At 67.3% G+C, this 22,296-nt stretch carries 23 protein-coding genes; 5 read left to right on the forward strand and 18 right to left on the reverse strand.

Annotated features, from left to right (window positions below):
* Positions 1-13 precede the first annotated feature (13 nt).
* The 8 genes from ACXI0U_RS17590 to ppc form a co-directional block, all read right to left on the reverse strand.
* A complete protein-coding gene (locus tag ACXI0U_RS17590; RefSeq protein ID WP_431482565.1) occupies positions 14-796 on the reverse strand; it encodes a class I SAM-dependent methyltransferase in 783 nt (260 codons plus the stop codon).
* Between the two features lie 71 nt (positions 797-867).
* On the reverse strand, positions 868-1,563 hold the full coding sequence (locus tag ACXI0U_RS17595; RefSeq protein ID WP_479550611.1) for an extensin-like domain-containing protein: 696 nt from the start codon (positions 1,561-1,563) through the stop codon (positions 868-870).
* Positions 1,564-1,567: 4 nt separating this feature from the next.
* Complete coding sequence (locus ACXI0U_RS17600) at positions 1,568-2,395, reverse strand: isocitrate lyase/PEP mutase family protein (protein WP_479550612.1); 828 nt, start codon at positions 2,393-2,395, stop codon at positions 1,568-1,570.
* Between the two features lie 61 nt (positions 2,396-2,456).
* Positions 2,457-3,317 carry a DUF72 domain-containing protein gene (locus ACXI0U_RS17605; protein WP_431482568.1) on the reverse strand — a complete coding sequence of 287 codons (861 nt, stop codon included), beginning with the start codon at positions 3,315-3,317 and terminating at the stop codon, positions 2,457-2,459.
* On the reverse strand, positions 3,317-3,658 hold the full coding sequence (locus ACXI0U_RS17610; protein ID WP_043244041.1) for a hypothetical protein: 342 nt from the start codon (positions 3,656-3,658) through the stop codon (positions 3,317-3,319). The genes ACXI0U_RS17605 and ACXI0U_RS17610 overlap by 1 nt, the downstream gene beginning before the upstream one ends.
* A 110-nt stretch (positions 3,659-3,768) precedes the next feature.
* Positions 3,769-4,449: a tRNA (adenosine(37)-N6)-threonylcarbamoyltransferase complex dimerization subunit type 1 TsaB gene (tsaB, locus tag ACXI0U_RS17615; protein WP_431482569.1), complete on the reverse strand. Its 681-nt coding sequence runs from the start codon at positions 4,447-4,449 to the stop codon at positions 3,769-3,771.
* Between the two features lie 88 nt (positions 4,450-4,537).
* Complete coding sequence (gene adk / locus ACXI0U_RS17620; protein ID WP_043244036.1) at positions 4,538-5,185, reverse strand: adenylate kinase; 648 nt, start codon at positions 5,183-5,185, stop codon at positions 4,538-4,540.
* Positions 5,186-5,341: 156 nt separating this feature from the next.
* Positions 5,342-7,978 carry a phosphoenolpyruvate carboxylase gene (gene ppc, locus ACXI0U_RS17625; RefSeq protein ID WP_431482570.1) on the reverse strand — a complete coding sequence of 879 codons (2,637 nt, stop codon included), beginning with the start codon at positions 7,976-7,978 and terminating at the stop codon, positions 5,342-5,344.
* 202 nt (positions 7,979-8,180) lie between these two features.
* Here ppc and ACXI0U_RS17630 point away from each other — a divergent pair, with 202 nt between their 5' ends.
* The 4 genes from ACXI0U_RS17630 (at position 8,181) to ACXI0U_RS17645 (ending at position 10,931) form a co-directional block, all read left to right on the forward strand.
* Positions 8,181-8,525 carry a hypothetical protein gene (locus tag ACXI0U_RS17630; RefSeq protein WP_021219485.1) on the forward strand — a complete coding sequence of 115 codons (345 nt, stop codon included), beginning with the start codon at positions 8,181-8,183 and terminating at the stop codon, positions 8,523-8,525.
* A 302-nt stretch (positions 8,526-8,827) separates the two neighbouring features.
* Complete coding sequence (locus ACXI0U_RS17635) at positions 8,828-9,238, forward strand: DUF4398 domain-containing protein (RefSeq protein ID WP_021219486.1); 411 nt, start codon at positions 8,828-8,830, stop codon at positions 9,236-9,238.
* A gap of 41 nt (positions 9,239-9,279) precedes the next feature.
* Positions 9,280-10,059 carry an OmpA family protein gene (locus tag ACXI0U_RS17640; protein ID WP_021219487.1) on the forward strand — a complete coding sequence of 260 codons (780 nt, stop codon included), beginning with the start codon at positions 9,280-9,282 and terminating at the stop codon, positions 10,057-10,059.
* A 134-nt stretch (positions 10,060-10,193) separates the two neighbouring features.
* The gene (locus ACXI0U_RS17645; RefSeq protein ID WP_479550613.1) at positions 10,194-10,931 is read left to right on the forward strand and encodes a hypothetical protein; all 738 of its coding nucleotides are present in this window, start codon (positions 10,194-10,196) and stop codon (positions 10,929-10,931) included.
* A 122-nt stretch (positions 10,932-11,053) separates the two neighbouring features.
* Here ACXI0U_RS17645 and cadR read toward each other — a convergent pair whose 3' ends face one another.
* Positions 11,054-11,521 carry a Cd(II)/Pb(II)-responsive transcriptional regulator gene (gene cadR, locus ACXI0U_RS17650; RefSeq protein WP_374978774.1) on the reverse strand — a complete coding sequence of 156 codons (468 nt, stop codon included), beginning with the start codon at positions 11,519-11,521 and terminating at the stop codon, positions 11,054-11,056.
* 75 nt (positions 11,522-11,596) lie between these two features.
* Between cadR and ACXI0U_RS17655 the strand changes: the two genes are divergently transcribed.
* Positions 11,597-13,876 carry a heavy metal translocating P-type ATPase gene (locus tag ACXI0U_RS17655; RefSeq protein WP_431482572.1) on the forward strand — a complete coding sequence of 760 codons (2,280 nt, stop codon included), beginning with the start codon at positions 11,597-11,599 and terminating at the stop codon, positions 13,874-13,876.
* 266 nt (positions 13,877-14,142) lie between these two features.
* Here ACXI0U_RS17655 and ACXI0U_RS17660 read toward each other — a convergent pair whose 3' ends face one another.
* The 9 genes from ACXI0U_RS17660 to prfB form a co-directional block, all read right to left on the reverse strand.
* Positions 14,143-14,643: an O-acetyl-ADP-ribose deacetylase gene (locus ACXI0U_RS17660; RefSeq protein ID WP_431482573.1), complete on the reverse strand. Its 501-nt coding sequence runs from the start codon at positions 14,641-14,643 to the stop codon at positions 14,143-14,145.
* 7 nt (positions 14,644-14,650) lie between these two features.
* Entirely contained in the window at positions 14,651-14,974 is a 324-nt protein-coding gene (locus ACXI0U_RS17665; RefSeq protein WP_021219492.1) for a PA3694 family proteiin, read from the reverse strand.
* Complete coding sequence (locus tag ACXI0U_RS17670) at positions 14,971-15,852, reverse strand: alpha/beta hydrolase (protein WP_431482574.1); 882 nt, start codon at positions 15,850-15,852, stop codon at positions 14,971-14,973. Before ACXI0U_RS17670 ends, ACXI0U_RS17665 begins: the two co-directional genes overlap by 4 nt.
* The gene (locus ACXI0U_RS17675; protein WP_111262300.1) at positions 15,849-16,595 is read right to left on the reverse strand and encodes a TIGR00266 family protein; all 747 of its coding nucleotides are present in this window, start codon (positions 16,593-16,595) and stop codon (positions 15,849-15,851) included. The genes ACXI0U_RS17670 and ACXI0U_RS17675 overlap by 4 nt, the downstream gene beginning before the upstream one ends.
* Before the next feature lie 271 nt (positions 16,596-16,866).
* Complete coding sequence (locus ACXI0U_RS17680) at positions 16,867-18,162, reverse strand: flavohemoglobin expression-modulating QEGLA motif protein (protein ID WP_021219495.1); 1,296 nt, start codon at positions 18,160-18,162, stop codon at positions 16,867-16,869.
* A gap of 2 nt (positions 18,163-18,164) precedes the next feature.
* Positions 18,165-18,719 (reverse strand): hypothetical protein, encoded by a 555-nt coding sequence (locus ACXI0U_RS17685; protein ID WP_431482575.1) that lies wholly within the window; start codon positions 18,717-18,719, stop codon positions 18,165-18,167.
* Positions 18,720-18,789: 70 nt separating this feature from the next.
* On the reverse strand, positions 18,790-19,503 hold the full coding sequence (locus ACXI0U_RS17690) for a TetR/AcrR family transcriptional regulator (RefSeq protein ID WP_021219497.1): 714 nt from the start codon (positions 19,501-19,503) through the stop codon (positions 18,790-18,792).
* A 114-nt stretch (positions 19,504-19,617) separates the two neighbouring features.
* Entirely contained in the window at positions 19,618-21,123 is a 1,506-nt protein-coding gene (gene lysS / locus ACXI0U_RS17695) for a lysine--tRNA ligase (RefSeq protein ID WP_021219498.1), read from the reverse strand.
* Positions 21,124-21,197: 74 nt separating this feature from the next.
* A protein-coding gene (gene prfB, locus ACXI0U_RS17700; protein WP_184487585.1) for a peptide chain release factor 2 occupies positions 21,198-22,293 on the reverse strand; the annotation gives its coding sequence in 2 pieces (ribosomal slippage) (positions 21,198-22,220 and positions 22,222-22,293; 1,095 coding nt in all).
* Positions 22,294-22,296 lie beyond the last annotated feature (3 nt).

Genomic DNA, 22,296 nt, shown 5'->3' on the forward strand with positions numbered 1-22,296 from the left:
CCTTCCCTCGCGGTCAGCCCTTGCTCAGGGCCTTCTTCGGATAAATGTCGTAGCGGCTGGACTTGCCCTCCAGCGCATAGCTGGGCTTGGCACCCTCGATGATCGGCGCCTTGCGCGGGCGCTTCACCACCACGCGGTGGCTGGCCAGCGCCAGGGCCGCGGCGAGCAGGGCCGGTGCGTCCAGGTCATCACCCACCAGAGGGCGGAACAGGCGCATTTCCTTCTTCACCAGGGCGCTCTTGTCGCGGTGCGGGAACATCGGGTCGAGGTAGATCACCTGGGGCGCCTCGCCCTGCCAGCCCTGCATCAGCTCGATGGCATTGCCGGTGTGCAGGCACATGCGCGTGGCGATGGCAGCCACCTCGCCGTCAGCGGCGGCGCGGGCCAGGCCATCTTCCAGCAGTGCGGCGACCAGGGGCTGGCGCTCGATCAGGTCCATCTCGCAACCCAGGCTGGCGAGCACGAAGGCGTCGCGGCCCAGGCCGGCAGTGGCATCCAGCACCTGCGGGCGGATGCCCGGCTGCACGCCCACCGCCTTGGCGATCATCTGCCCGGCGCCACCGCCGAACTGGCGTCGATGGGCGGCCGCGCCCTCGACGAAGTCGACCCGCACCGGGCCCGGTGCCTGGGGCGACAGGTCCACCAGCTGCAGGCCGTCGTCACCCAGTTGCAGGGCGAAATCCGCCTCGCCGTCCAGGGGCAGCCCAAGCCTGGCCGCCCATTGGGCCGCACCTGCCTGGTGCTGCGGCGCCAGTGCGTCGACACGCACCCGGGCCTGTTCCCGCTCATCACTCATCGGTTGGATCCACTGCTTCAAGATGCTCGGCATTCTGCCAGAGCCGCGCGCCAGGCGCCCGTGCGCGGCACTCAGCGGCACATGCGGAACAGGCCCATGTCGACGTGGAAGTGGTCGTGGTGGGCGGCGTTGTACTCCGGCCCCAGGGTGGTGTTGAAGTGCTCGCAGGCGGCATCGCGCACCCGGCGCAGGAAACGCGCCTCGGTGTCATCGCCCGCCCAGTCGCGGGCCACGCTGATGCGCCGGCCATCGGCCAGGCGGAAGCCGGCAATGTCCAACGCGTTGGCCGAGGCGTGCTGGCTGCGACGCTGGGTACCGCCGATATTGCGGCAGGCGAAGCTGCCGAGGTGGTCGATGCGCGCCACCGGCTGGCCGTAGAGCTCGCGGGCGACGGGTTGCAACCCGTGGCGCTCGAACAGCGCGAAGGCCACGGCCACCTCGCAGGTGGCGATGAAGCTGCTGCTGAAGGCCAGCCCCGAGCCGCTGATGCGCACGCTGTTCTCGATGGGGCAACCCGCCGCCGGCGCGCTGTCCGGCAGCGCCACGTATTTCAGGTTGGAGGTCTGCAGCGCCAGGCGGCACAGCGTCGGGTCGGCCTGCAGGCGCATCAGTTTGAAGGGGGTCAGCAGGTTGGGTTCGTCAAGCACATCCAGCGGCGCCCAGGGGTCCCAGCGCGGCGGCAGCTGCACCCACTTCTGGTACACCGCCAGGGGTGCGCCGAGCACCAGCAGCAGGATCAGCAGCGGAATCAGCCGGCGCACGCGCACCCGTTCAGCCCTTGAACAGGTCGTTGATACGGTCGAAGGGCATCGCCCGCTGGGTGGCCGTGAGGTCGCCGCAGAGCAGGTCTTCCGCCGCGCGGAAGAAGGCGCCGTAGGCCACCCGCGCCAGGTTGGAGCCCAGGCTGACGCGCTTGACGCCGAGCTCGGCCAACTCCGCCAGGCCCACCTTCAAGGCCGGCGAGCCCACCAGCAGGTTGATCGGCTTGGGCGCCACTGCGCGCACCACTTCGATGATCTGCTCGCGTGTGGTCAGCCCCGGCGCATAAAGCACATCGGCACCGGCTTCGGCATAGGCCACCAGGCGGCGGATGGTGTCGTCGAGGTCGGGGTGGCCATGGAGGAAGTTCTCCGCACGGGCGGCGAAGGTGAAGGGGAACGGCAGACTGCGCGCGGCTTCCACCGCAGCACGGACACGCTCGACGGCCAGCTCGAAGGGGTAGATGGGCGCATCGGCACGGCCGCTGGCGTCCTCGATCGAGCCGCCCACCAGGCCGACCTCGGCGGCGAGGCGGATGGTTTCGGCGCAGGCTTCGGGGCTGTCGCCGTAGCCGTTCTCCAGGTCGGCGGCCACCGGCAGGGGCGTGGCCTCGACTATGGCGCGGGCGTTGACCAATGCCTCTTCACGGCTCACCGCGCCTTCGGCGTCACGGCGGCCCAGGGAGAAGGCCAACCCGGCACTGGTGGTGGCCAGGGCACGGCAGCCCAGGGCGGCGAGCATCTTCGCCGACCCGGCATCCCATGGGTTCGGCAGTACGAGAAGTCCGGCGTCCTGGTGCAGGGCGCGGAAGGTTTCGGCACGTTGGGCCTGGCTCGGCATGGCATCTCTCCCTGGTTGCAAAGGCCCGACCTTAACCCGCGCCTTGGGGAAAGCGACAGCCTCAGAGCAGGTCGAGTTGTGTCGATTCCTGCTGCGCGGCACTTTCGGCCAATGCCGGCAGGCCCGGCAGGCGGGTCATCAAGCCGGCATGGAAGCGCTGTGCCTGGGCGGCCGCCAAGTGGTTGTCCGGGGTGTGCAGGAATACATGGGGCACCAGGCCTTCACCGATCCAGTCGGCCACCTTGTCCAGCCAGGGGTCGAGGTAGCGCTGGTTGGCGTCCAGGTCCGGGCCACCGATGAAGCGCACCTGGGGCGCAGCACTGAAGGCGGTCGGCCTGACCGGCACGCGCGGCTTCTTGGATTGCGCGTGGAGCACCGCCGGGTCGTCGGAGTCGCAGGCGAACAGCGCTCGCGAATCCAGGCAGATGCGCTCTACGCCGCGCTCGTGGAGCAGGCGGTTGAGGGCCTTCTCCTCCTCGCCCCGGGCGAAGAACGCGGCGTTGCGCACCTCCACGGCGATAGCGCGGTGGGAGAAGGTGTCCAGCCAGTCCGCCAGCTCGCCCAGGCGCTGCGGCCCGAAGCTCGCCGGCAGTTGCAGCCACAGCGGCGCCACCCGCGCACCCAGGGGCTCGAGCAGGCGCAGGAACTCCTGGGTGGCGCCGATGCGGTCGCGCAGGTCACCCTCGTGGCTGACGTCCCGGGGCAGCTTGGCGCAGAAACGGAAATGCTCGGGCATGCGTTCGGCCCACAGCTGCAGCGTGGCGGCGGAGGGGCGGGCGTAGAAGGTGGTGTTGCCCTCCACGGCGTTGAACACGCGGGCGTAGTGCTCGAGGGTTTCAGCGGGGCGGGTATCGGCGGGGTAGAAGCTGCCGCGCCAGGCGGGCTCGTTCCAGGACGGGCAGCCGAGGAAGTACGGCAGCATCAGGCGTAGAGGTCGAGCCCGAGGACTTCCGGCGCGTCGGTCTCCGACGCGAAGCTGGCGGTGGTGGCGTAGCTGGCAATGGCCTGGTTGGCGCGATTGCTCAGGTTGCGCTGCTGCACGATGTCCTGGGGGCGGGCCGGCAGGCTGTTGCTGCTGGCATTGCTGGCCTCGACCTTGCGCGGCTGGGCGGTCTGTTCGAAGCCCTGGGTGCTGGCCGGGGTGGCCGGCACATCACGACGGGTTTCGACCTCGCGCTGCACCTCGCGGAAAGCGGTATTCGCGCTGCCCTGGCGGGGGCTGCGATCCAGCGAGATGGATGAGGTGAAGCCGTCGATGCGCATCAATGGAGGTCAGGCTGAAAAAGGGGTTGGCGAATGTGGTGGAAATCTAGCCGGATGGCCAGGGATTTTCAATCGCCGCTGACGCCCGGCAATGCCGGCCGTCAGACCGCTCAGCGCGGCGCCTTGGGCGTGGCGACGTTGTCGCGCAGGTAAACCGGCTGGGCCTCGTCCGCCACCACCGCTTCACCGCGGCCCCAGGCGAAGGTGGCCAGGGTCAGCAGGTCCTGCGCGTGGGGCAACAGGTCGGGCGCCTGGCCGCTCACCGCCACCGGAATGCGCGAGGCGAAGGTGCCCCAGCCGGTGCCGGCGCCGAACCACTCGCCCTGGCTGTCACGGGGCAGCTCCGCACGCTCGGGCGGCAGCACCGCTTCGCTGCCGGCCAGGCGCATCTCGCCGGCCTCCAGGCGGTAGCAACCCCAGTAGACCTCGTCCATGCGCGCATCGATGGCCGCGGCTACCTGGGTCACGCCCTGCTCGCGGTGGGCACGCTGGGCCAGCACGGCGAGGTTGGACACCGGCAGCACCGGGCGGTCGAGGGCGAAGGCCAGGCCCTGGACCACACCCACGGCGATGCGCACGCCGGTGAAGGCACCCGGGCCACGGCCGAAGGCGATGGCGTCGAGGGCGGGCAGGCCGACACCGGCCTCGGCCAGCAGGTCCTGGATCATCGGCAGCAGGCGCTGGGCGTGCTGGCGCGGGATCACCTCGTAGTGACTGAGCACGCGGCCGTCATGCAGCAGGGCGACGGAACAGGCTTCGGTGGCGGTATCCAGGGCCAGCAGGGTGGTCATCGGTGCATCCAGGTGGGTCGAAAAAGGCGCGCATTATAAACGCCAACGGCCCGCAAGCGGGCCGTTGGTCGAATCGATCAGCGATCGATCAGGAAAGCGCGGCGAACACCTTGCCGGTGATCTCTTCCACCGAGCCGACGCCGGCGATGGCGCTGTACTTCGGGGTGCCTTCGGCCGCGGACAGCTTCTGGTAGAAGTCCACCAGCGGCTTGGTCTGCGAGTGGTACACGGACAGGCGATGACGCACGGTGGCTTCCTTGTCGTCGTCGCGCTGGATCAGGTCTTCACCGGTTTCGTCGTCTTTGCCAGCGACCTTCGGCGGGTTGTGCTCGGTGTGGTAAACGCGACCCGAAGCCGGGTGCACACGACGACCGGCGATGCGGCCGACGATCTCTTCGTCGTCCACGGCGATCTCGACCACGTGGTCGATGGTCACGCCAGCGTCCTTCAGGGCTTCGGCCTGGGGAATGGTGCGCGGGAAGCCATCGAAGAGGAAGCCGTTGGCGCAGTCGGGCTGAGCGATGCGCTCCTTGACCAGGTTGATGATCAGGTCATCGGAAACCAGGCCGCCGGCATCCATCACGCTCTTGGCCTTCAGGCCGAGCTCGGTGCCCGCCTTGACCGCTGCGCGCAGCATGTCGCCGGTGGAGATTTGCGGAATAGCGAATTTCTTGGTGATGAAACCAGCCTGGGTACCTTTTCCGGCACCGGGCGCCCCCAGCAGAATCACGCGCATCGATGTGCTCCTCAAGATTGTTTTGAAGTCTCGGATTCGCCTCTTGGGGCCAATCTCAGTATCGGGTTTCGGCGTCGTTGAGCGGCCAAAAGGTTGATCAAGATACACAGCACCCCTATGCCGCACAAGCCACCGAAAGTCGGATAAGAAGCCCCTTCAGCCGGTGTTCCTCAGGCCCGCCGCAATGCCCGCCACGCTCACCAGCAACGCCTGTTCCAGGGGGCCTTCGGCGCTGTTCTCGGCGCGCCTGGAACGGGCCAGAAGCTCCGTCTGGAGCAGGTGCAGCGGGTCGAGGTAGGTGTTGCGCACACTGATGGCCTCGCGGGTCTCGGGACTGGACGCCAGAAGCTCGGACTGCCCGGTCACCCCTAGTACGGTCGTACAGGCCTGCGACAATAGGTCGCGTAGATGCGCACCCAGCGGCAACAGCTCCTTTTCCACCAGTCGCGAGTCATAGAGTTCGGCGATGTTGCCGTCGGCCTTGGCCAGGACCATTTCCAGCATATCGATGCGGGTGGCGAAGAACGGCCAGCGCTCACGCATCTCCCGCAGCAGCGCCAGCTCGCCCCGCTCCACCGCGCTCTGCAGTGCCCGCTCCCAACCCAGCCAGGCCGGCAGCATCAGGCGGGTCTGGGTCCAGGCGAATATCCAGGGGATCGCCCGCAGGCTTTCCACGCCACCGGCGCGGCGCTTGGCCGGGCGGCTGCCCAAGGGCAGGCGGCCCAGCTCCTGCTCCGGCGTGGCCTGGCGGAAGTACTCGACGAACTGCTCGTGCTCGCGCACCACCGCCCGGTAGCCGGCCACGCCTTCGGCGGCGAGGCGGTCCATTTCGGCGCGCCAGGCCGGCTCGGGTTGCGGCGGCGGCAACAGGGTCGCCTCCAGCACCGCCGCCAGGTAAAGGTCGAGGTTCTGCACGGCAACGTCCGGCAGGCCGAACTTGAAGCGGATCATCTCGCCCTGCTCGGTGGTGCGGAAACGCCCCGCCACCGAACCCGGCGGTTGCGACAGGATCGCCGCGTGGGCCGGGCCACCGCCACGCCCCACGGTGCCGCCGCGGCCGTGGAACAGCAGCAGTTCGACCTGATGCTGGCGGCAGGTTTCCACCAGCGCTTCCTGGGCGCGGTACTGGGCCCAAGCGGCGGCCGTGGTGCCGGCGTCCTTGGCCGAGTCGGAGTAGCCGATCATCACTTCCTGCGGGCCGTGCAGGCGCGAGCGGTAGCCGGGCAGGCCCAGCAGCCGGTCGATGGCCGGGGCGGCGTTGTCCAGGTCGGCGAGGGTCTCGAACAGCGGCACCACGCGGATCGGCCGCTGCAACCCGGCTTCCTTGAGCAACAGTTGCACGGCCAGCACATCGGAAGGCGCGCCGGCCATGGAGATGACATAGGAGCCCAGGGAGGCCGCCGGTGCCGAGGCCACCACGCGGCAGGTAGCGAGCACCTCGGCGGTTTCGGCGGACGGCTTGTGATGGGGCGGCAGCAGCGGGCGGCGGTTGTCCAGCTCGCGCTGGAGGAAGGCCAGGCGCGCGTCCTCGTCCCAGGCCGCGTAGTCGCCGAGCCCCAGGTAGTCGGTGATTTCTGCCAGGGCGGCGCGATGACGGGCGGAGTCCTGGCGCACGTCCAGGCGCACCAGGAACAGGCCGAAGCAGGCCGCGCGGCGCAGGCAGTCGAGCAACGCGCCATCGGCGATCACGCCCATGCCGCAGGCGTGCAGGGAGTGGTAGCAGAGTTCCAGGGGCTCCAGCAGTTGCTGGTTGTCCTGCAGCACCTCGGGGCCGGCCGCCACCTCGCCATCCAGCGCCGCTTGGGCCCAGGCGCGGGTGGCGCGCAGGCGTTCGCGCAATTGCTTGAGCAGCGCCCGGTAGGGCTCGGGGTGCACGCCCACGCGTACGCGCAATTCATCGCTGGCCTGGTGCATGGACAGCTCGGCGGCCAGGTGGTCGACATCACGCAGGTAGAGGTCGGCGGCCATCCAGCGCGCCAGCAGCAGCACTTCGCGGCTCACGGCGGCGGTGACATTGGGGTTGCCGTCGCGGTCACCGCCCATCCACGAGGCAAAGCGCACCGGCGCGGCGGTCAGGGGCAAGTGCAGGCCGGTGGCGGCATGCAGGGTGCGATCGGTCTGGCGGATGAATGCCGGCAACGCGTGCCAGAGGGAATGCTCGATCACCGCGAAACCCCATTTGGCCTCGTCCACCGGCGTCGGCCGGCTGCGGCGGATCTCGTCGGTGAACCAGGCCTCGGCGATCAGCCGCTCCAGGGCGGTGTGCACCTTGGCACGCTCGTCGGCGCTGAGGTCGCTGTGGTCCTGGGCCGCCAGTTGAGCGGCCATGGCGTCGTACTTCTGGATCAGCGTCCGCCGCGCCACCTCGGTGGGGTGGGCGGTCAGCACCAGCTCGATATCCAGCCGCGCCACCTGGCGTGCCAGCTGGTCCGGCGAATGCCCGGCGGCGCCCAGGCGCTGCAGCAGCTCCGGCAGCACGCGCTTCTCGAAGAGCTCCGGCTCCTGCGGCCCGCGCCGGCGGATGCGGTGGTACTGCTCGGCGATATTGGCCAGGTTGAGGAACTGGTTGAAGGCCCGGGCCACCGGCAGCAACTCATCGGCAGTGAGATCGTCGAGGGCCTCGTTGAGCTGCTGCTCGCCCTGCCGCGAGCCCTTGCGGGCCGCCTTGGCGCCCTTGCGGATGCGCTCGATCTTTTCCAGGAAGGCCTCGCCCTGATGGGCGCGGATGGTATTGCCCAGCAATTCGCCGAGCAGGTGAACGTCTTCGCGCAAGCGTGCGTCGATTTCCGCCATGACAGGCTCCCCAGAGAGATGTCGAGCCCCCAGAGTGCCGAGGGCGCCATCGACTTACAAGGGTGCGACACCATGCCGCTGCATCGTCCCCGGCGAGCTAGGCTGAAGACAGGCGGGCCCCAGAAGCGCCCGCCGGCCGACGGCACCGCGCCGCCGACCTCCAGCAGATGCCCGCCACGAGCGGGCCCGGCACGAGGTGACCATGAAGATCCGCGAACTGATCCGCCATTGGGAAGAAAACGCCAAGGGTCGCCTGACCCGCAGCCAGTACAGCATCCACCTGGATGTGGAATCCGCGGCACGACTCGCCGCCCTCAACGAGATGTACCCCAAGCGCAGCCTGGAGGAGCTGCTCGGCGAACTGCTCGGCGCCGCCCTCGAGGAGCTCGAAGCCAGCCTGCCCTACGTCAAGGGCAGCAAGGTGGTGGCCACCGACGAGCAGGGTGACCCGCTCTTTGAGGACATCGGACCCACGCCACGCTTCCTCGCCCTTTCCCGCAAGCACCTGCGCCAGTTCGACCAGCAGCACGACAGCACCGAGCACTGATCGCCCCCTGCCCGGCCCCGCCCTGGGGCCGGCGCTGCCCGCCTATCTCGCCCACCTCCCCCTCGTTGCACGCCATGACATGAAGGGCTCGGCCCATCGCCCGCAGCCCTTGTGCGGCGGGCTTTCCAGGGTATTTACGTAAATTTTATTGAACATTTCCAGAAATGCCCCTGTCACAAAAAGCACGCCAGCGCATCAACCATTAGTCGGTGATTTTTGGCGGAAAATCGTCGATCTAGCGGCCCTAAGCATGCATCTGGCAGGCAAGTTGCCATGAGATCTGAAATGGCGAGGTAATTCCAATGGAGCTGAACATCATGAAGACAAGCCCTGCTGTAACGATTCGCAGAACAGTCCTGGCCGCCCTGGTCGCCGGCGGTAGCGCCCTGCTCGTCGGCTGCGCCGGCAATCCGCCCACCGAACAGTTCGCCGTAACCAATACCGTGGTCAAGAGCGCCGTCAGCGCCGGCGGCCCACAGTACGCCCCGGTGGAAATGAAGAACGCCCAGGACAAGCTGGCCCAGGCCGAGAACCTGCTGCGTGAAGAGCGTTACGACGAAGCCCGCCGCATCGCCGAGCAGGCCGAATGGGACGCCCGCGTCGCCGAGCGCAAGGCCCTGGCCACCAAGGCCCAGAAAACCCTGGATGACGCCCAGAAAGGCGTCCAGCAGATTCGCGAGGAAGGCTCGCGCCAGCCGATCATCGTGCAGTGATCCGCGCCGCCCTCTTTCCGCCTCGATAAGGATGATCCGTCATGAATAAGCTGATCACAGTTTCCGCTCTCTCCGTACTCAGCCTGGCGCTGGTGGCCTGCGCCTCCAAGCCCAACCCTAACCTGGACCAGGCACGCAGCAACTACTCCGAGCTGCAGGCCGAGCCCCAGGCCAACACCCTGGCGGCCCTGGAAACCAAGGAAGCCGGCGACATGCTGAGCCGCGCCGAACAGGCCTACGCCGACAAGCAGGACCAGGTGCAGGTCGACCAGCTCGCCTACATCACCAACCAGCGCGTCGAGCTGGCCCGCCAGACCATCAAGCAGAAGGCCGCCGAAGAGGCCCTGGCCAACGCGCCGGCCCAGCGCACCCAGGCCCAGCTGGATGCGCGCAACCAGCAGGTGGACGTGCTGGTCAACCAGCTCAAGGCCAAGCAGACCGACCGTGGCCAGGTGGTGACCCTGGGTGACGTGCTGTTCGAAGTGGACCGCGCCGAGCTCAACCCCAACGGCATGAGCAACGTCCAGCAACTGGGCAACTTCCTGGTGCAGAACCCGGATCGCCAGGTGGTGGTGGAAGGCTTCACCGACAACACCGGCACCGTCGACCACAACCTGCGCCTGTCCCAGGCCCGTGCCGACTCGGTGCGCCGCGCCCTGGTGGCCATGGGCGTGAACCCCACGCGCATCACCACCCACGGCTTCGGCAAGGACTACCCGGTGGCCAGCAATGCCTCCGCCTCCTCGCGCACGCTGAACCGTCGTGTGGAAGTGACCATCGCCAACGGTCCCGGCCCGGTCGCCCCGCGCGCTGCGCTTTGATCCTTCGGTAATGAAAAAGCCCGCCTCCCCGGCGGGCTTTTTTGTGCGCGACTTGGCGCCGCGCCGATCGCCGTTTCCGCAAGGCCGGCCGCCCCGCTAGGATGCATGCCATCGCGCCCCGGAGACCAGGGACCATGCCGTCATCCGCCCCCTTACGCCAGCTTCTGGCACTCGCCCTCTGCACCGCCCTGCCCTTCGCGGCACTGGCTGAGCCCGTGCGTTTCGACGGCTACGAGGCCTTCTACCGGTTCCTGGGTGGCAACCTGTTCGAAGGGGCCGGCAGCGCGCTGTCCCTGGTCTGCACCGAGGCGCAGCAGTGCCTCTGGGTCAACGCCATGGCGGCTGCGGTGAAACGCTACGACTCGGAGCAATGGAGCGCCCCCGGCACATTGGAAGGCGAGCCGCCAGCGGGCATGCCCGAGATCGCCTTCGACGGCCAGCGCCTGGATATCGGCAAGCGCCACTGGAGCCTGGCAGCTGTCACCGACCTCGCCCCGACCGATTGGCAGGCCGGCGCCTCGATCGACCCGGAGGGGCTCTACAGCCTCACCGCCTGGCGCAACGGCGAATCCTTCTGCCTGGAGCTGCCGGCCAAGGGCAGCGGCCGCGCCGATCGCTACACCCAGGTGCTGCTGGTGCAAGGGCAGACGCTCTACAACCTGCCCCCGCTGTTCGCCTCCTGCGCAGCAGTGCGTGAAGCCCCCCAAGGCAGCGTCCTCTATCCGAGCAATGCCTACCTGGAAGAGACCGTCGATAACGAGTCGGTTGGCCTGCGGGTGGACTACCTGCAACCCGGCAGCAAGACACCGGCGGAACACCACCGCCTGCGGTTCCCCAATCCGCAGAACCCCTTCGTGTTCGAAGCCCAGTAGCCCGCCAGATGGCGGCGCTGCGCAGCGCACGGACATGACCGCTATGTAGGGTGGATGACGCTCTTCTCATCCACCAGGCGGAGCCGAGAACGGCACACCGTTGCAGATGAAACGCCGCACCCTCAATGCCGCTTGTGCACCCCCGGCACATGCAGGTGCCCGGCCTCGGCGCAGGAATCGGAAATGACGCTCGGCGGCGCCGGCTGCTCCAGCTCACGGAGAATCCCACAAGACTCGCTGTTGCCGGCAATCTGGCAATGGGCACGCAGGGCACGCAGCTGTTCCTGCAGCGAACGCAGTTCCGCAATGCGCACCTCCACATGGTGCATGTGCTCGTCGATCAGCCGGTTGGCGGCGGTGCAGTCCGCCTCGGGGCTGTCGCGAAGGCGCAGCAGCTCGCGGATTTCCTGCTGGGTCATGTCCAGGGAACGGCAGTGGCGGATAAAGGCCAGGCGCTCCACGTGGGCCTGGGTGTACTGGCGGTAGTTGCCCTCGCTGCGAGACGGCTCCGGCAGCAGCCCTTCGCGCTCGTAGTAGCGGATGGTCTCCACCGGGCAATCGGTCAGTCGTGCCAGCTCGCCGATCTTCATGGTTCATTCCCCTGCTTGACTCTGTAGTTGCTACAGGGTGTGCAATCAGCACCATTCCCGTCAATGGAGTCCGCGATGAGCCAGGACAACTGCTGCAACCACGATCATTCGAACCCGCGTCCCAGCCCGGCGCGGCACGATCATGGCCACGCGCACGACCATGAGCACGGCCATGACCATCACCATGACCACGACGGCCATGCCCACGAGCATGCCCAACCCGCCCTGGCGACCGAGGCCATGGACGCGCCCTTGGGCGAGCTGCGCTGGAGCAGCCTGCGCATCGACGCCATGGACTGCCCCACCGAGGAACGCCTGCTGCGGGATGCCCTGGGCAAGGTCGCGGCGGTGGAGGCGCTGGAGTTCAACCTCATGCAGCGCGTGCTCAAGGTGCAGCACCGCTTCACCGAGCTGGCACCGCTGCAGAGGCTGGTGGCCCAGCTGGGCATGCAGGCCGAGCCGCTGGACGCCGCCTCGCCCCCCGCCAAGCCCGCCGACAAACCCTGGTGGCCCCTGGCGCTGGCCGGTGTCGCCGCGCTCGCCGCCGAAGCCTGCGAATGGTTCGGCTTCGGGCCTGTCTGGCTGGAAGCCGGCCTGGCACTGCTGGCCATCGCCACCGCCGGCCTGCCCACCTACCGCAAGGGCTGGATCGCCCTGAAGAATCGCAACCTCAACATCAACGCCCTGATGAGCATCGCCGTGACCGGCGCCCTGCTCATCGGCCAGTGGCCCGAGGCGGCCATGGTCAGCGTGCTCTTCGCCCTCGCCGAGCTGATCGAGGCCAAGTCGCTGGACCGCGCGCGCAACGCCATCCGTGGCCTGCTGGACCTGGCCCCGCAACAGGCCACCGTGCAGGTGGACGGCCAGTGGCGCGAGATGCCGGCCAGCGAGGTGCGCCCCGATGCCCGGGTGCGCGTGCGCCCCGGCGAGCGCATCGCCCTGGACGGCGAGCTGCTGGTGGGCCGCTCCGGCGTCAACCAGGCGCCCATCACCGGCGAAAGCCTGCCGGTGGACAAGGAGCCGGGCGACCCGCTGTTCGCCGGCACCATCAACGGCGAGGGCGAGCTGGAATACCGCGTCACCCGCGCCGCCAACGACAGCACCCTGGCGCGCATCATCCACGCCGTGGAAGAGGCCCAGGGCACCCGCGCGCCGACCCAGCGTTTCGTCGACAGCTTCTCGCGCATCTACACGCCCACGGTGTTCGTCCTCGCCCTGCTCACCGCCGTGCTGCCGCCGCTGCTGATGCAGGGCGCCTGGCTCGACTGGGTGTACCGCGCCCTGGTGCTGCTGGTGATCGCCTGCCCCTGCGCCCTGGTGATTTCCACCCCGGTGACCCTGGTCAGCGGCCTGGCCGCCGCCGCGCGCCGTGGCGTGCTGGTCAAGGGCGGCGTGTACCTGGAGATGGGCCGTCAGCTGGCCTGGGTCGCCCTGGACAAGACCGGCACCCTCACCGAAGGCCGCCCGCAGCAGACCGACTATGTGCCCCTGCGCGAGGGCAGCGCCGATGAGGCGCGCGCCCTGGCCGCCAGCCTCGCCGCGCGCTCGGACCATCCGGTGTCCCAGGCCCTGGCCCGCGCCGCCGAGGCCGACGGCATCGCCCTGCACGGCGTCGACGACCTGGCCGCGCTGCCGGGCCGCGGGGTCAAGGGGCTGATCGGCGGGCGCCTATACCACCTGGGCAACCATCGCCTGGTGGAGGAACTGGGGCTGTGCTCCAGCACCCTGGAGATGCGCCTGGATAGTCTCGAGCGCGAAGGCAAGACGGCCATCGTCCTGCTCGACGCCGAAGGCCCGATGGCCCTGTTCGCGGTGGCCGACGGCGTGCGCGAAACCAGCCGCGAGGCGGTGACCGAGCTGCACCAGCTCGGGGTGCGCACCCTGATGCTCACTGGCGACAACCCCCACACCGCTGCCGCCATCGCCGCCCAGGTGGGCATCGACGAAGCCCTAGGCAACCTGCTGCCCGAGGACAAGCTGCGGGAAGTGGAACGTCGTCAGCAGGGCGGCCAGCGCATCGGCATGGTCGGCGACGGCATCAACGACGCCCCAGCCCTGGCCCGCGCCGATATCGGCTTCGCCATGGGCGCCGCCGGCACCGACACCGCCATCGAAACCGCCGGCGTGGCGCTGATGGACGACGACCTGCGCAAGCTGCCGCTGTTCATCCGCCTCTCGCGCCGCACCCACGCGGTGCTGGTGCAGAACATCGTCCTGGCCCTGGGCATCAAGGCGCTGTTCCTCGCCCTCACCCTGGCCGGCATGGGCACCCTGTGGATGGCCGTGTTCGCCGACATGGGCGCCAGCCTGCTGGTGGTGTTCAACGGGTTGCGGTTGTTGCGTGGGGCGCGGTGAGCGAATGGCGGCGCTGCGCACCGCTTGGCGACTCAAGTCGCCCCTACAAAAGCAGCCGGCCCCGCCGCATGGGCATGACCGCTGCGTAGAGTGGAGGTCGCTTTTTACCTCCACCAGGGGGGCGTCAGGACAGCTGCGTAGCCCGGGCTTCAGCCCGGGAGTGGAGTAGCCGGCATCCCCGGGCTAAAGCCCGGGCTACAGGGCCTCATCCATAACAGTGCGGGGAAGAGCAGTGGGCTGAAGCCCACCCTACAAAAGCAGCCGGATCAGGCCAGGGCGTCGCGGTAGAGGCGTGCCATGTCTTCGGAGAAGGCCACCAGCAGCGCACGCTGCAGGGTGCTGCCGGCCGGGCGTGGGCGGCGCAGTTCGGTAACGGCGATGCGCACGGCGGCTTCCAGCGGGTAGCCATAGACGCCGCAGCTGATGGCCGGGAAGGCGATGCTGGCGACGCCGGCGGATTCCGCCAGGGCCAGGCTGTTGCGGTAGCAGCTGGCGAGCAGCTCGGGCTCGCGTTTGCTGCCGCCGGCCCAGATCGGGCCGACCGTGTGGATGACGAAGGTCGCCGGCAGGCGGAAGCCCGGGGTGATGCGCGCCTCGCCGGTGGGGCAACCGCGCAATTCGCGGCAGCTGGCGAGCAGCTCAGGACCCGCCGCACGGTGGATCGCACCATCCACGCCACCGCCGCCGAGCAGCGAGGAATTGGCCGCGTTGACGATGGCGTCCACGTCCAGGTGGGTGATGTCGCCCTGCCAGACCTCGACCTTCATCCTGCCCTCACTTGACCTCTTGCGGGGTCTCCTGGCCCATGCAGCGCACGGCCTGTTTCTTGTTGTTCACCAGCACGCCGGTCAGGCCCTTCTGCTCGGTGTCGAACAACACCAGCACGCCGTCGATGCACTGGGCGACCTGGGTGGCGGGCGTCAGCGAGACCTTGTAGTCCTCGCCGGGAACGGTCTTGAGCATGGTGAAGTCGGACAGCAGCAGCGCATCTTCCGGTTTGGCGAAGTGCAGGTAGCCGTAGTACCAGAGGACCATCACGGTGCCGATGATGGTGCCGACGCCGGTGAGGATCAGCGGGATGGGGTTGCGTTCGCTCATTGGGGACTCTCTGTATTCGGGACTTCAGCCAGCCGTCGCAGCCCGACGAAACCGTTCGGGTCTTCGAGGTAGCGCAGCATCACCTCCCGCCAGGTGGGGTCGGCGAAGGTCTGCACATGGCCGCCACGAGTCGGCTGGAACACCCGCGGCGGCGGCGCAGCTTGATACAAGCGCACGCCGTTGGAAAGAGGCACCACCTGGTCGTCGATGCTGTGGTAGATCAGCATCGGCAAGCCCTGCAGACCGGCAATCGCACCGATCGCGCTGTCGCCATCGGGCACCAGCCAGGACAGCGGCACCTGGAGCGGCCAGGTTAACCAGGCATTGCCCAGGGTGAATTGAGCCACGTCACGGTAACTGGCCGGCGCGCCATCCAGCACCAGCGCGCGCAGCTGGGCCCGGCGCTCGGGGTGCTCGCTCAGGTAATGCACCGCCATGGCGCCGCCCAGGCTCTGACCCAGCAGCACCAGCGGCTTGCCCTGCACTTCGGGTGCACGGTCGAGCCAGGCGAAGGCGGCGTCGATGTCCTGGTAGGCCCCCGCCAGCGAAGGGCTGCCCTCGGAGCGGCCATAGCCGCGGTAGTCCAGCAGCAGCACCTGGTAGCCCTGCTCCGGCAGCCACCAGCTGCCGCCCAGGTGCGAGGCGACATTGCCGCCGTTGCCGTGCAGGTGCAGCACCGTGCCCTTGACCTCGACCCCCGCCGCAGCCGGCAACCACCAGCCATGCAGGCGCAGGCCGTCGGCAGTGACCAGCCCAACATCGCGGTAGGCCAGGCCGGCACGCTCGGGGGTGAAGGGCAGCTGGCGCTCGGGGTAGAACAGCAGCCCGCTGCAGCCCTGCAGCAGCAGGACCAGCAGCAGGAGGCAGGAGCGGGTCACTTGCCGCCGGCGCGGGTTTCCTCACGCGCCTTGTAGGTGGCCTCGTAGATACGCTCGGCCAGGCGCGAGAAGGGCAGGCTCTGGATCCATACCGTGCCGGTGCCCTTGAGGGTGGCCAGGAGGATGCCTTCGCCGCCGAAGAGCATGCTCTTCAGCCCGCCGGCCAGGCCGATGTCGTAATCGATGCCCGTGGTGAAGGCCACCAGGCAACCGGTGTCCAGGCGCAGGGTTTCGTTGTTCAGCTCCTTGCGGATCACCGTGCCACCGGCATGCACGAAGGCCAGGCCGTCGCCTTCGAGCTTCTGCAGGATGAAGCCCTCGCCGCCGAAGAAGCCGGCGCCGATACGCTTGTTGAAGGCGATACCGATCTGGGTGCCGTGGGCAGCGCAGAGGAAAGCATCCTTCTGGCACACCAGGCGCCCGCCAACCTGGGCCAGGTCGATGGGCACCACGGTGCCCGGGTAGGGCGCAGCGAAGCCGACCCGCTGCTGGCCACGGCCCTCGTTGGTGAAGTGGGTCATGAACAGCGACTCGCCGGTGAGCAGGCGCTTGCCCGCCCCCCACAGCTTGCCCAGCACGCCGCTGGAGGAACCGTCGCCCATGCGCGCTTCGAAGCGGATGCCTTCGGTCATGTAGTTCATCGCCCCGGCTTCGGCGATCACCGTTTCCTGCGGGTCGAGGATGATCTCAACGGTCTGCGCCGAAGCGCCGAGGATTTCGTAGTCGAGCTGATGGCTGGGCATTTTGATTGGGACCTCAGTGAGCCTGGAAGCTGGAAGCTGGAAGCTGGAAGCTGGAAGCTGGAAGCTGGAAGCTGGAAGCTGGAAGCTGGAAGCTGGAAGCTGGAAGCTGGAAGCTGGAAGCTGGAAGCTGGAAGCTGGAAAGCGTGCTGGGCGCCACCTCGGGTATCAAGCATTCATCTGTTACAGCGGTTTTTCATCCAGACCTGCTGCTGGAGGGCCGACCTCGTAGGCTCTCTCTTCAAGCTTCAGGCCTCAAGCTTCCAGCTAGCGTTTAAAGAATATTCGCGTAATCCGCCTCGATGCGATCCAGGCTGAGGTGATTGAGGAAGTTGGAGAAGCACATCCAGGCCGACAGCGCGTTGAGGTCGCGGAACTGCGGGGGCAGGTACTTGGGCGGTGCCACCAGGCCTTCGTCCACCAGCTGGCGCAGGGTGCGCATGTCTTCCAGGGTGGTCTTGCCGCAGAACAGCAGCGGGATCTGCTCCAGCTTGCCTTTGCGCACGGCGAGCTGGATGTAGTTGTAGATCATGATGAAGCCCTTCAGGTAGGACAGGTCCTTGGTGAAGGGCAGGCCGTCCGGCGAGGAGCCACGGAACACCCGGCTGGCGTTGCCGTAGCTCTCGGCCATGCCGTAACCCTGCTCGCGGTAGAAGTGGTAGACCTCGAGGAAGTCGGCCCCCTCCTCCGCCATGTGGATGGCGCGGGTGCGGTTGGTGAGCTTGCGCAGGCGCGTGGGGTAGGAGGCGAAGGCGATCACCTCCATGAGGATGGCCAGGCCTTCCTGGGTCACGGTGGACGACGGCGGACCCTTGGCCAGGAAGGTGCAGATCGGCTGGTTCTGGCCGTTCAGCGTGGTGCCGACGTGCACCAGCCCCTCGTGCACTTCCAGGGCACGCACGTCGCGCTCGTTGAACATGGCGTCGGCGCGCACCTTGATGTAGTCGGCACCGGCGGCGGCGTCGGCGACGATGCCGTCGGACTCGAACACGCGGATGGTGTCGTCGCCCTCGCCGAACACCGCGCTGAGGCGGCTCTGCAGCATGGCCACGGCGTCCTTGGCGGTGAGCGTCTTGGGCTCGTCCTTGAGGTCGCCACGGTCGTCGATCTTGTTCAGGTAGTCCGAGAGCATCAGCCCCAGGTCGGAGAGGGTCGGGTCACCGGCGTGGAAGGCGTCGGAGGCGGCGCCGTAGAGCTCCTGGGAGATCAGCCCGAAGTCGGCGGTGCCGCGCGCTTCGAGCATGCGGATCACCATGCGGTATTCCTTGCACATGCGCCGCATGATCTGCCCCACCGGGTTGAACTGCCCCAGCTGGCGGGTGATGTCGCGCTCGATGTTCTGGAATTCCAGCTTCTTCGCCGAGGAGTCGAAGGCCAGCGGCCGGCTCTCGTAGTAGGCGCGGTCCACCTCGGGCATGGCCTTGCCCTTGTGCTTGAGGAAGCCCTGGCGAACGCTGTCGTCCCATTTGATGGCGTCCAGCACGCGGATCGGCGTCTGCGCGTGGACGATGCGGTCGGACAGGGTGCGGACGATGTTCTGGTAGTCGTCGGGCAGTTGGCGCCGGCTCATGCTCACTCCTCGGTGGAACGCTGGTAGCGCGCCACCTCGACGAAGACATCGGAATTGGCCGGGTCGTCCAGCCAGGCCTGGATCTTCTCCCAGGACGAGGTCAGCAGCACGCCGTCACCCTCGGGCATCTCCACGCTGGCGCCCTCGAAGGTGCCGTGCTCCAGCTCCTGGTGCAGGCGTTCGACATCGAGGTTGTAGATCACCAGTTCGTTGTCGGTGGTGAGTTCGAAGCCGGCGACGGCGAAATTGGCGCCCCACTTCTTCGGCAGCCCGGCGGAGAGGTACCAGCGGCGGCCATGGTGGGCGACGGTGAAGCCGTACTCCTGGAGGCTGTCGAGGTTGTCCTTGCTGCCTTCGTAGGTACGGGCCTTGTACAGGTTGGAGCCGGCGCGGCTGATCTCCAGGTAGAGACGCTCGCCCCACTCGTCCTTGCGCGTCCAGTCGCCCAGCAGCGGGATCGGCGCCGGCTCATGGGCAGGGATCGGGTCCCGCAAGGTGACCAGGCACCCGCTCAGCAGCAGGAAGGACAGGGCGACCAATGCGCGCCAGGGTTTCATTTCGCTCTCCTTGTGACCATGAAAAACCCCGCAAGACAGGTGGCCTGAATGCGGGGTCTCGTACCGTGTTCTAGAGCCCCATCACCAGGTAGAGGTAGCGCTTGAGCACGGCTCGCATCTCGTCGATATCGAGGTTATCCACCCCATCGAGCAGGCCCTGATATTCCATCCGCAGAATGATGGCCGTCAACACCTTGGCGTCCTCGGCCGGCTCATCCGAACCCAGTACCTGGAAGAAGTGCTCGGCGCCCTGGGAGAGGATGCCACGGTGGGCATCGGCCAGCGGCCGCAGGCCGGCGTTGATCAGCGCCTCCTGGCGGAACGCCTGCTCGGCCAGCAGCTGCACGCGGTTCTCGATCAGTTGCCGGCGCACATACTGGATGGCCATCTCGACGATCTCGTCGGTCATCTGCCGGCGCGAGGCACCGTCGCGGCTCAGAGCCGCCGCCATGCCCTGCAGGTCACCCTCGACGCTGCCCCAGAACGCGGCCATGGCTTCGGCACTGCGCTCGACGAACTGGGCGAAGGTGTCGGTGATCAGGTCGTTGATGTCCTTGAAGTAATAGGTGGTGGCCGAAAGCGGCACTTCCGCCTCCGCCGCCACGGCGCGGTGGCGCACCGCGCGCACGCCGTCACGCACGATGATGCGCATGGCGGCATCGAGAATCGCCTGGCGGCGTTGCTCGCTGCCCTGCCGGCTGGCCTTGCGGCCCTGGTACTGGACACTTTCGGCGAGGGCGCTGGCCGCCTGGGCGGCACTGTCGCTACGGGACGACTTGGGCAAGATGCATGGACCTCCGGGTTCAGCTGGGATGCAAGACAGTTTCGACCATTTCTCCGGCTATTCAACTCAACGCCGGCCAAGAAAAAACCGCCCGAAGGCGGCTTTTCTCACGCGTCAGGCCTGGGGCCGCATATGCGGGAACAGGATGACGTCACGAATAGACGGCGAATTGGTCAGCAACATCACCAGGCGGTCGATACCGATGCCTTCACCGGCGGTGGGCGGCATGCCGTATTCCAGCGCGTTGACGAAGTCGGCGTCGAAGTGCATCGCCTCGTCGTCACCGGCGTCCTTCTCCTTGACCTGCAGCATGAAGCGCTCGGCCTGGTCTTCCGCGTCGTTCAGCTCGGAGTAAGCGTTGGCGATCTCGCGGCCACCGATGAACAGCTCGAAGCGGTCGGTGACGCTCGGGTCGTTGTCGTTGCGGCGTGCCAGCGGCGAGACCTCGAAGGGGTACTGGGTGATGAAGTGCGGCTGCTCCAGCTTGCTCTCCACCAGCTCCTCGAAAATCATCACCTGCAGCTTGCCCAGGCCTTCGTGGCCGAGGACCTTGGCGCCGGCGTTCTTGGCGATGACACGGGCCTTCTCGACATCGTTGAGGTCAGCCGCGGTGATTTCCGGGTTGTATTTGAGGATGGCGTCGAACACGGACAGGCGCGCGAAGGGCTCGCCGAAATGGAACACCTTGTCGCCGTAGGGCACGTCGGTGCTGCCGAGCACGGCCTGGGCCAGCTCGCGGAACAGCTCCTCGGTCAGGTCCATGTTGTCTTCGTAGTCGGCGTAGGCCTGGTAGAACTCGAGCATGGTGAACTCGGGGTTGTGCCGGGTCGAAACGCCTTCGTTACGGAAGTTGCGGTTGATCTCGAAGACCTTCTCGAAGCCACCGACCACCAGGCGCTTGAGGTACAGCTCCGGCGCGATACGCAGGAACATGGCCATGTCCAGCGCGTTGTGGTGGGTTTCGAAGGGCTTGGCCGCGGCACCGCCGGGGATGGTCTGCAGCATCGGGGTTTCCACTTCGAGGAAACCGCGATCGGAGAGGAAGCGACGGATGTGGGCGATGACCTGGGAGCGCACGCGGAAGGTGTGGCGGGTTTCCTCGTTGACGATCAGGTCGACGTAGCGCTGGCGATAGCGCTGCTCGGTGTCGGTCAGGCCGTGGTGCTTGTCCGGCAGCGGGCGCAGGGCCTTGGTCAGCAGGCGCACGTTGGTCATGTCGACATACAGGTCGCCCTTGCCGGAGCGGGCCACGGTGCCTTCGGCGCCGATGATGTCACCCAGGTCCCAGGTCTTGATCTCGGCCAGGGTCTCTTCCGGCAGGGTCTTGCGGTTCACGTAGACCTGCAGGCGGCTGGTGCTGTCCTGCAGGACGATGAAGGAACCACGGTTGAGCATGATGCGACCGGCGACCTTGACCGGGATGGCTGCAGCTTCCAGCTCTTCCTTGGTCTTGTCCGCGTACTGTTTCTGCAGGTCCGCGAAGTAGGCATCGCGGCGGAAGTCGTTGGGGAAGGCGATGGCCTTCGCTTCACGCACGGCGGCAAGCTTTTCCTTGCGCTGGGCGATCAGCTTGTTCTCTTCCTGTTGCAGTTCGTGCTGGTCGGGTTGTTGGTCGCTCATGGTCTTGGTGGTTCCTGCTTCGGCGTGTTGGCGCCTGGTGAAAAGTTATCGCTAAAAGAACAAGCGCAGCGGCTTTAGAGACCTTGTTTCAGGCTGGCTTCGAGGTACTCGTTGAGATCCCCGTCCAGCACCTTGTCGCAATCGCTGCGCTCGACGCCGGTACGCAGGTCCTTGATGCGCGACTGGTCGAGCACGTAGGAACGGATCTGGTGGCCCCAGCCGATATCGGACTTGGTCTCTTCCAGCGCCTGGGACGCGGCGTTGCGTTTCTGCATCTCCTGCTCGTACAACCGGGCCCGCAGCATTTTCATGGCGGTGTCCTTGTTGGCGTGCTGGGAGCGTTCGTTCTGGCACGCGACCACCGTGTTGGTCGGTACGTGGGTGATACGTACGGCCGAGTCGGTGGTGTTCACGTGCTGACCGCCCGCGCCGGAGGAGCGGTAGGTGTCGATGCGCAGGTCGGCCGGGTTGATCTCGATCTCGATGTTGTCATCGATCTCGGGGGAGACGAACACCGCGGTGAACGAGGTGTGGCGACGGTTGCCGGAGTCGAACGGGCTCTTGCGCACCAGGCGGTGCACGCCGATCTCGGTGCGCAGCCAACCGAAGGCGTATTCGCCCTTGATGTGCACGGTGGCGCCCTTGATGCCGGCGACTTCGCCTTCGGACAGTTCGACGATCTCGGCGCTGAAGCCGTTCTTGTCGGCCCAGCGCAGGTACATGCGCAGCAGCATGTTGGCCCAGTCCTGGGCTTCGGTGCCGCCGGAACCGGCCTGGATGTCCAGGTAGGCGTTGTTCGGATCCATCTCGCCGCTGAACATGCGGCGGAATTCCAGCTTCTCGAGGATCTCGCGCAGGCGCTCGACTTCGGCGGCAACGTCGTTGACCGCGCCTTCGTCGTTCTCTTCGACCGCCATGTCCAGCAGGTCGCGGGAGTCGGCCAGGCCACCGGTCAGCTCGTCGAGGGTTTCGACGATCTGCGCCAGGAGCGAACGCTCACGGCCAAGATTCTGGGCGTACTCCGGGTTGTTCCAGACGTTGGGGTCTTCGAGTTCGCGGTTTACTTCGACGAGACGATCATGCTTGTGATCGTAGTCAAAGATACCCCCGAATGGTCTGGGTACGTTCGGAGAGGTCCTTGATGCTATTGAGGATCGGGTTGATTTCCATGGC

It is taken from the genome of Pseudomonas sp. C9D1 (assembly GCF_056491235.1).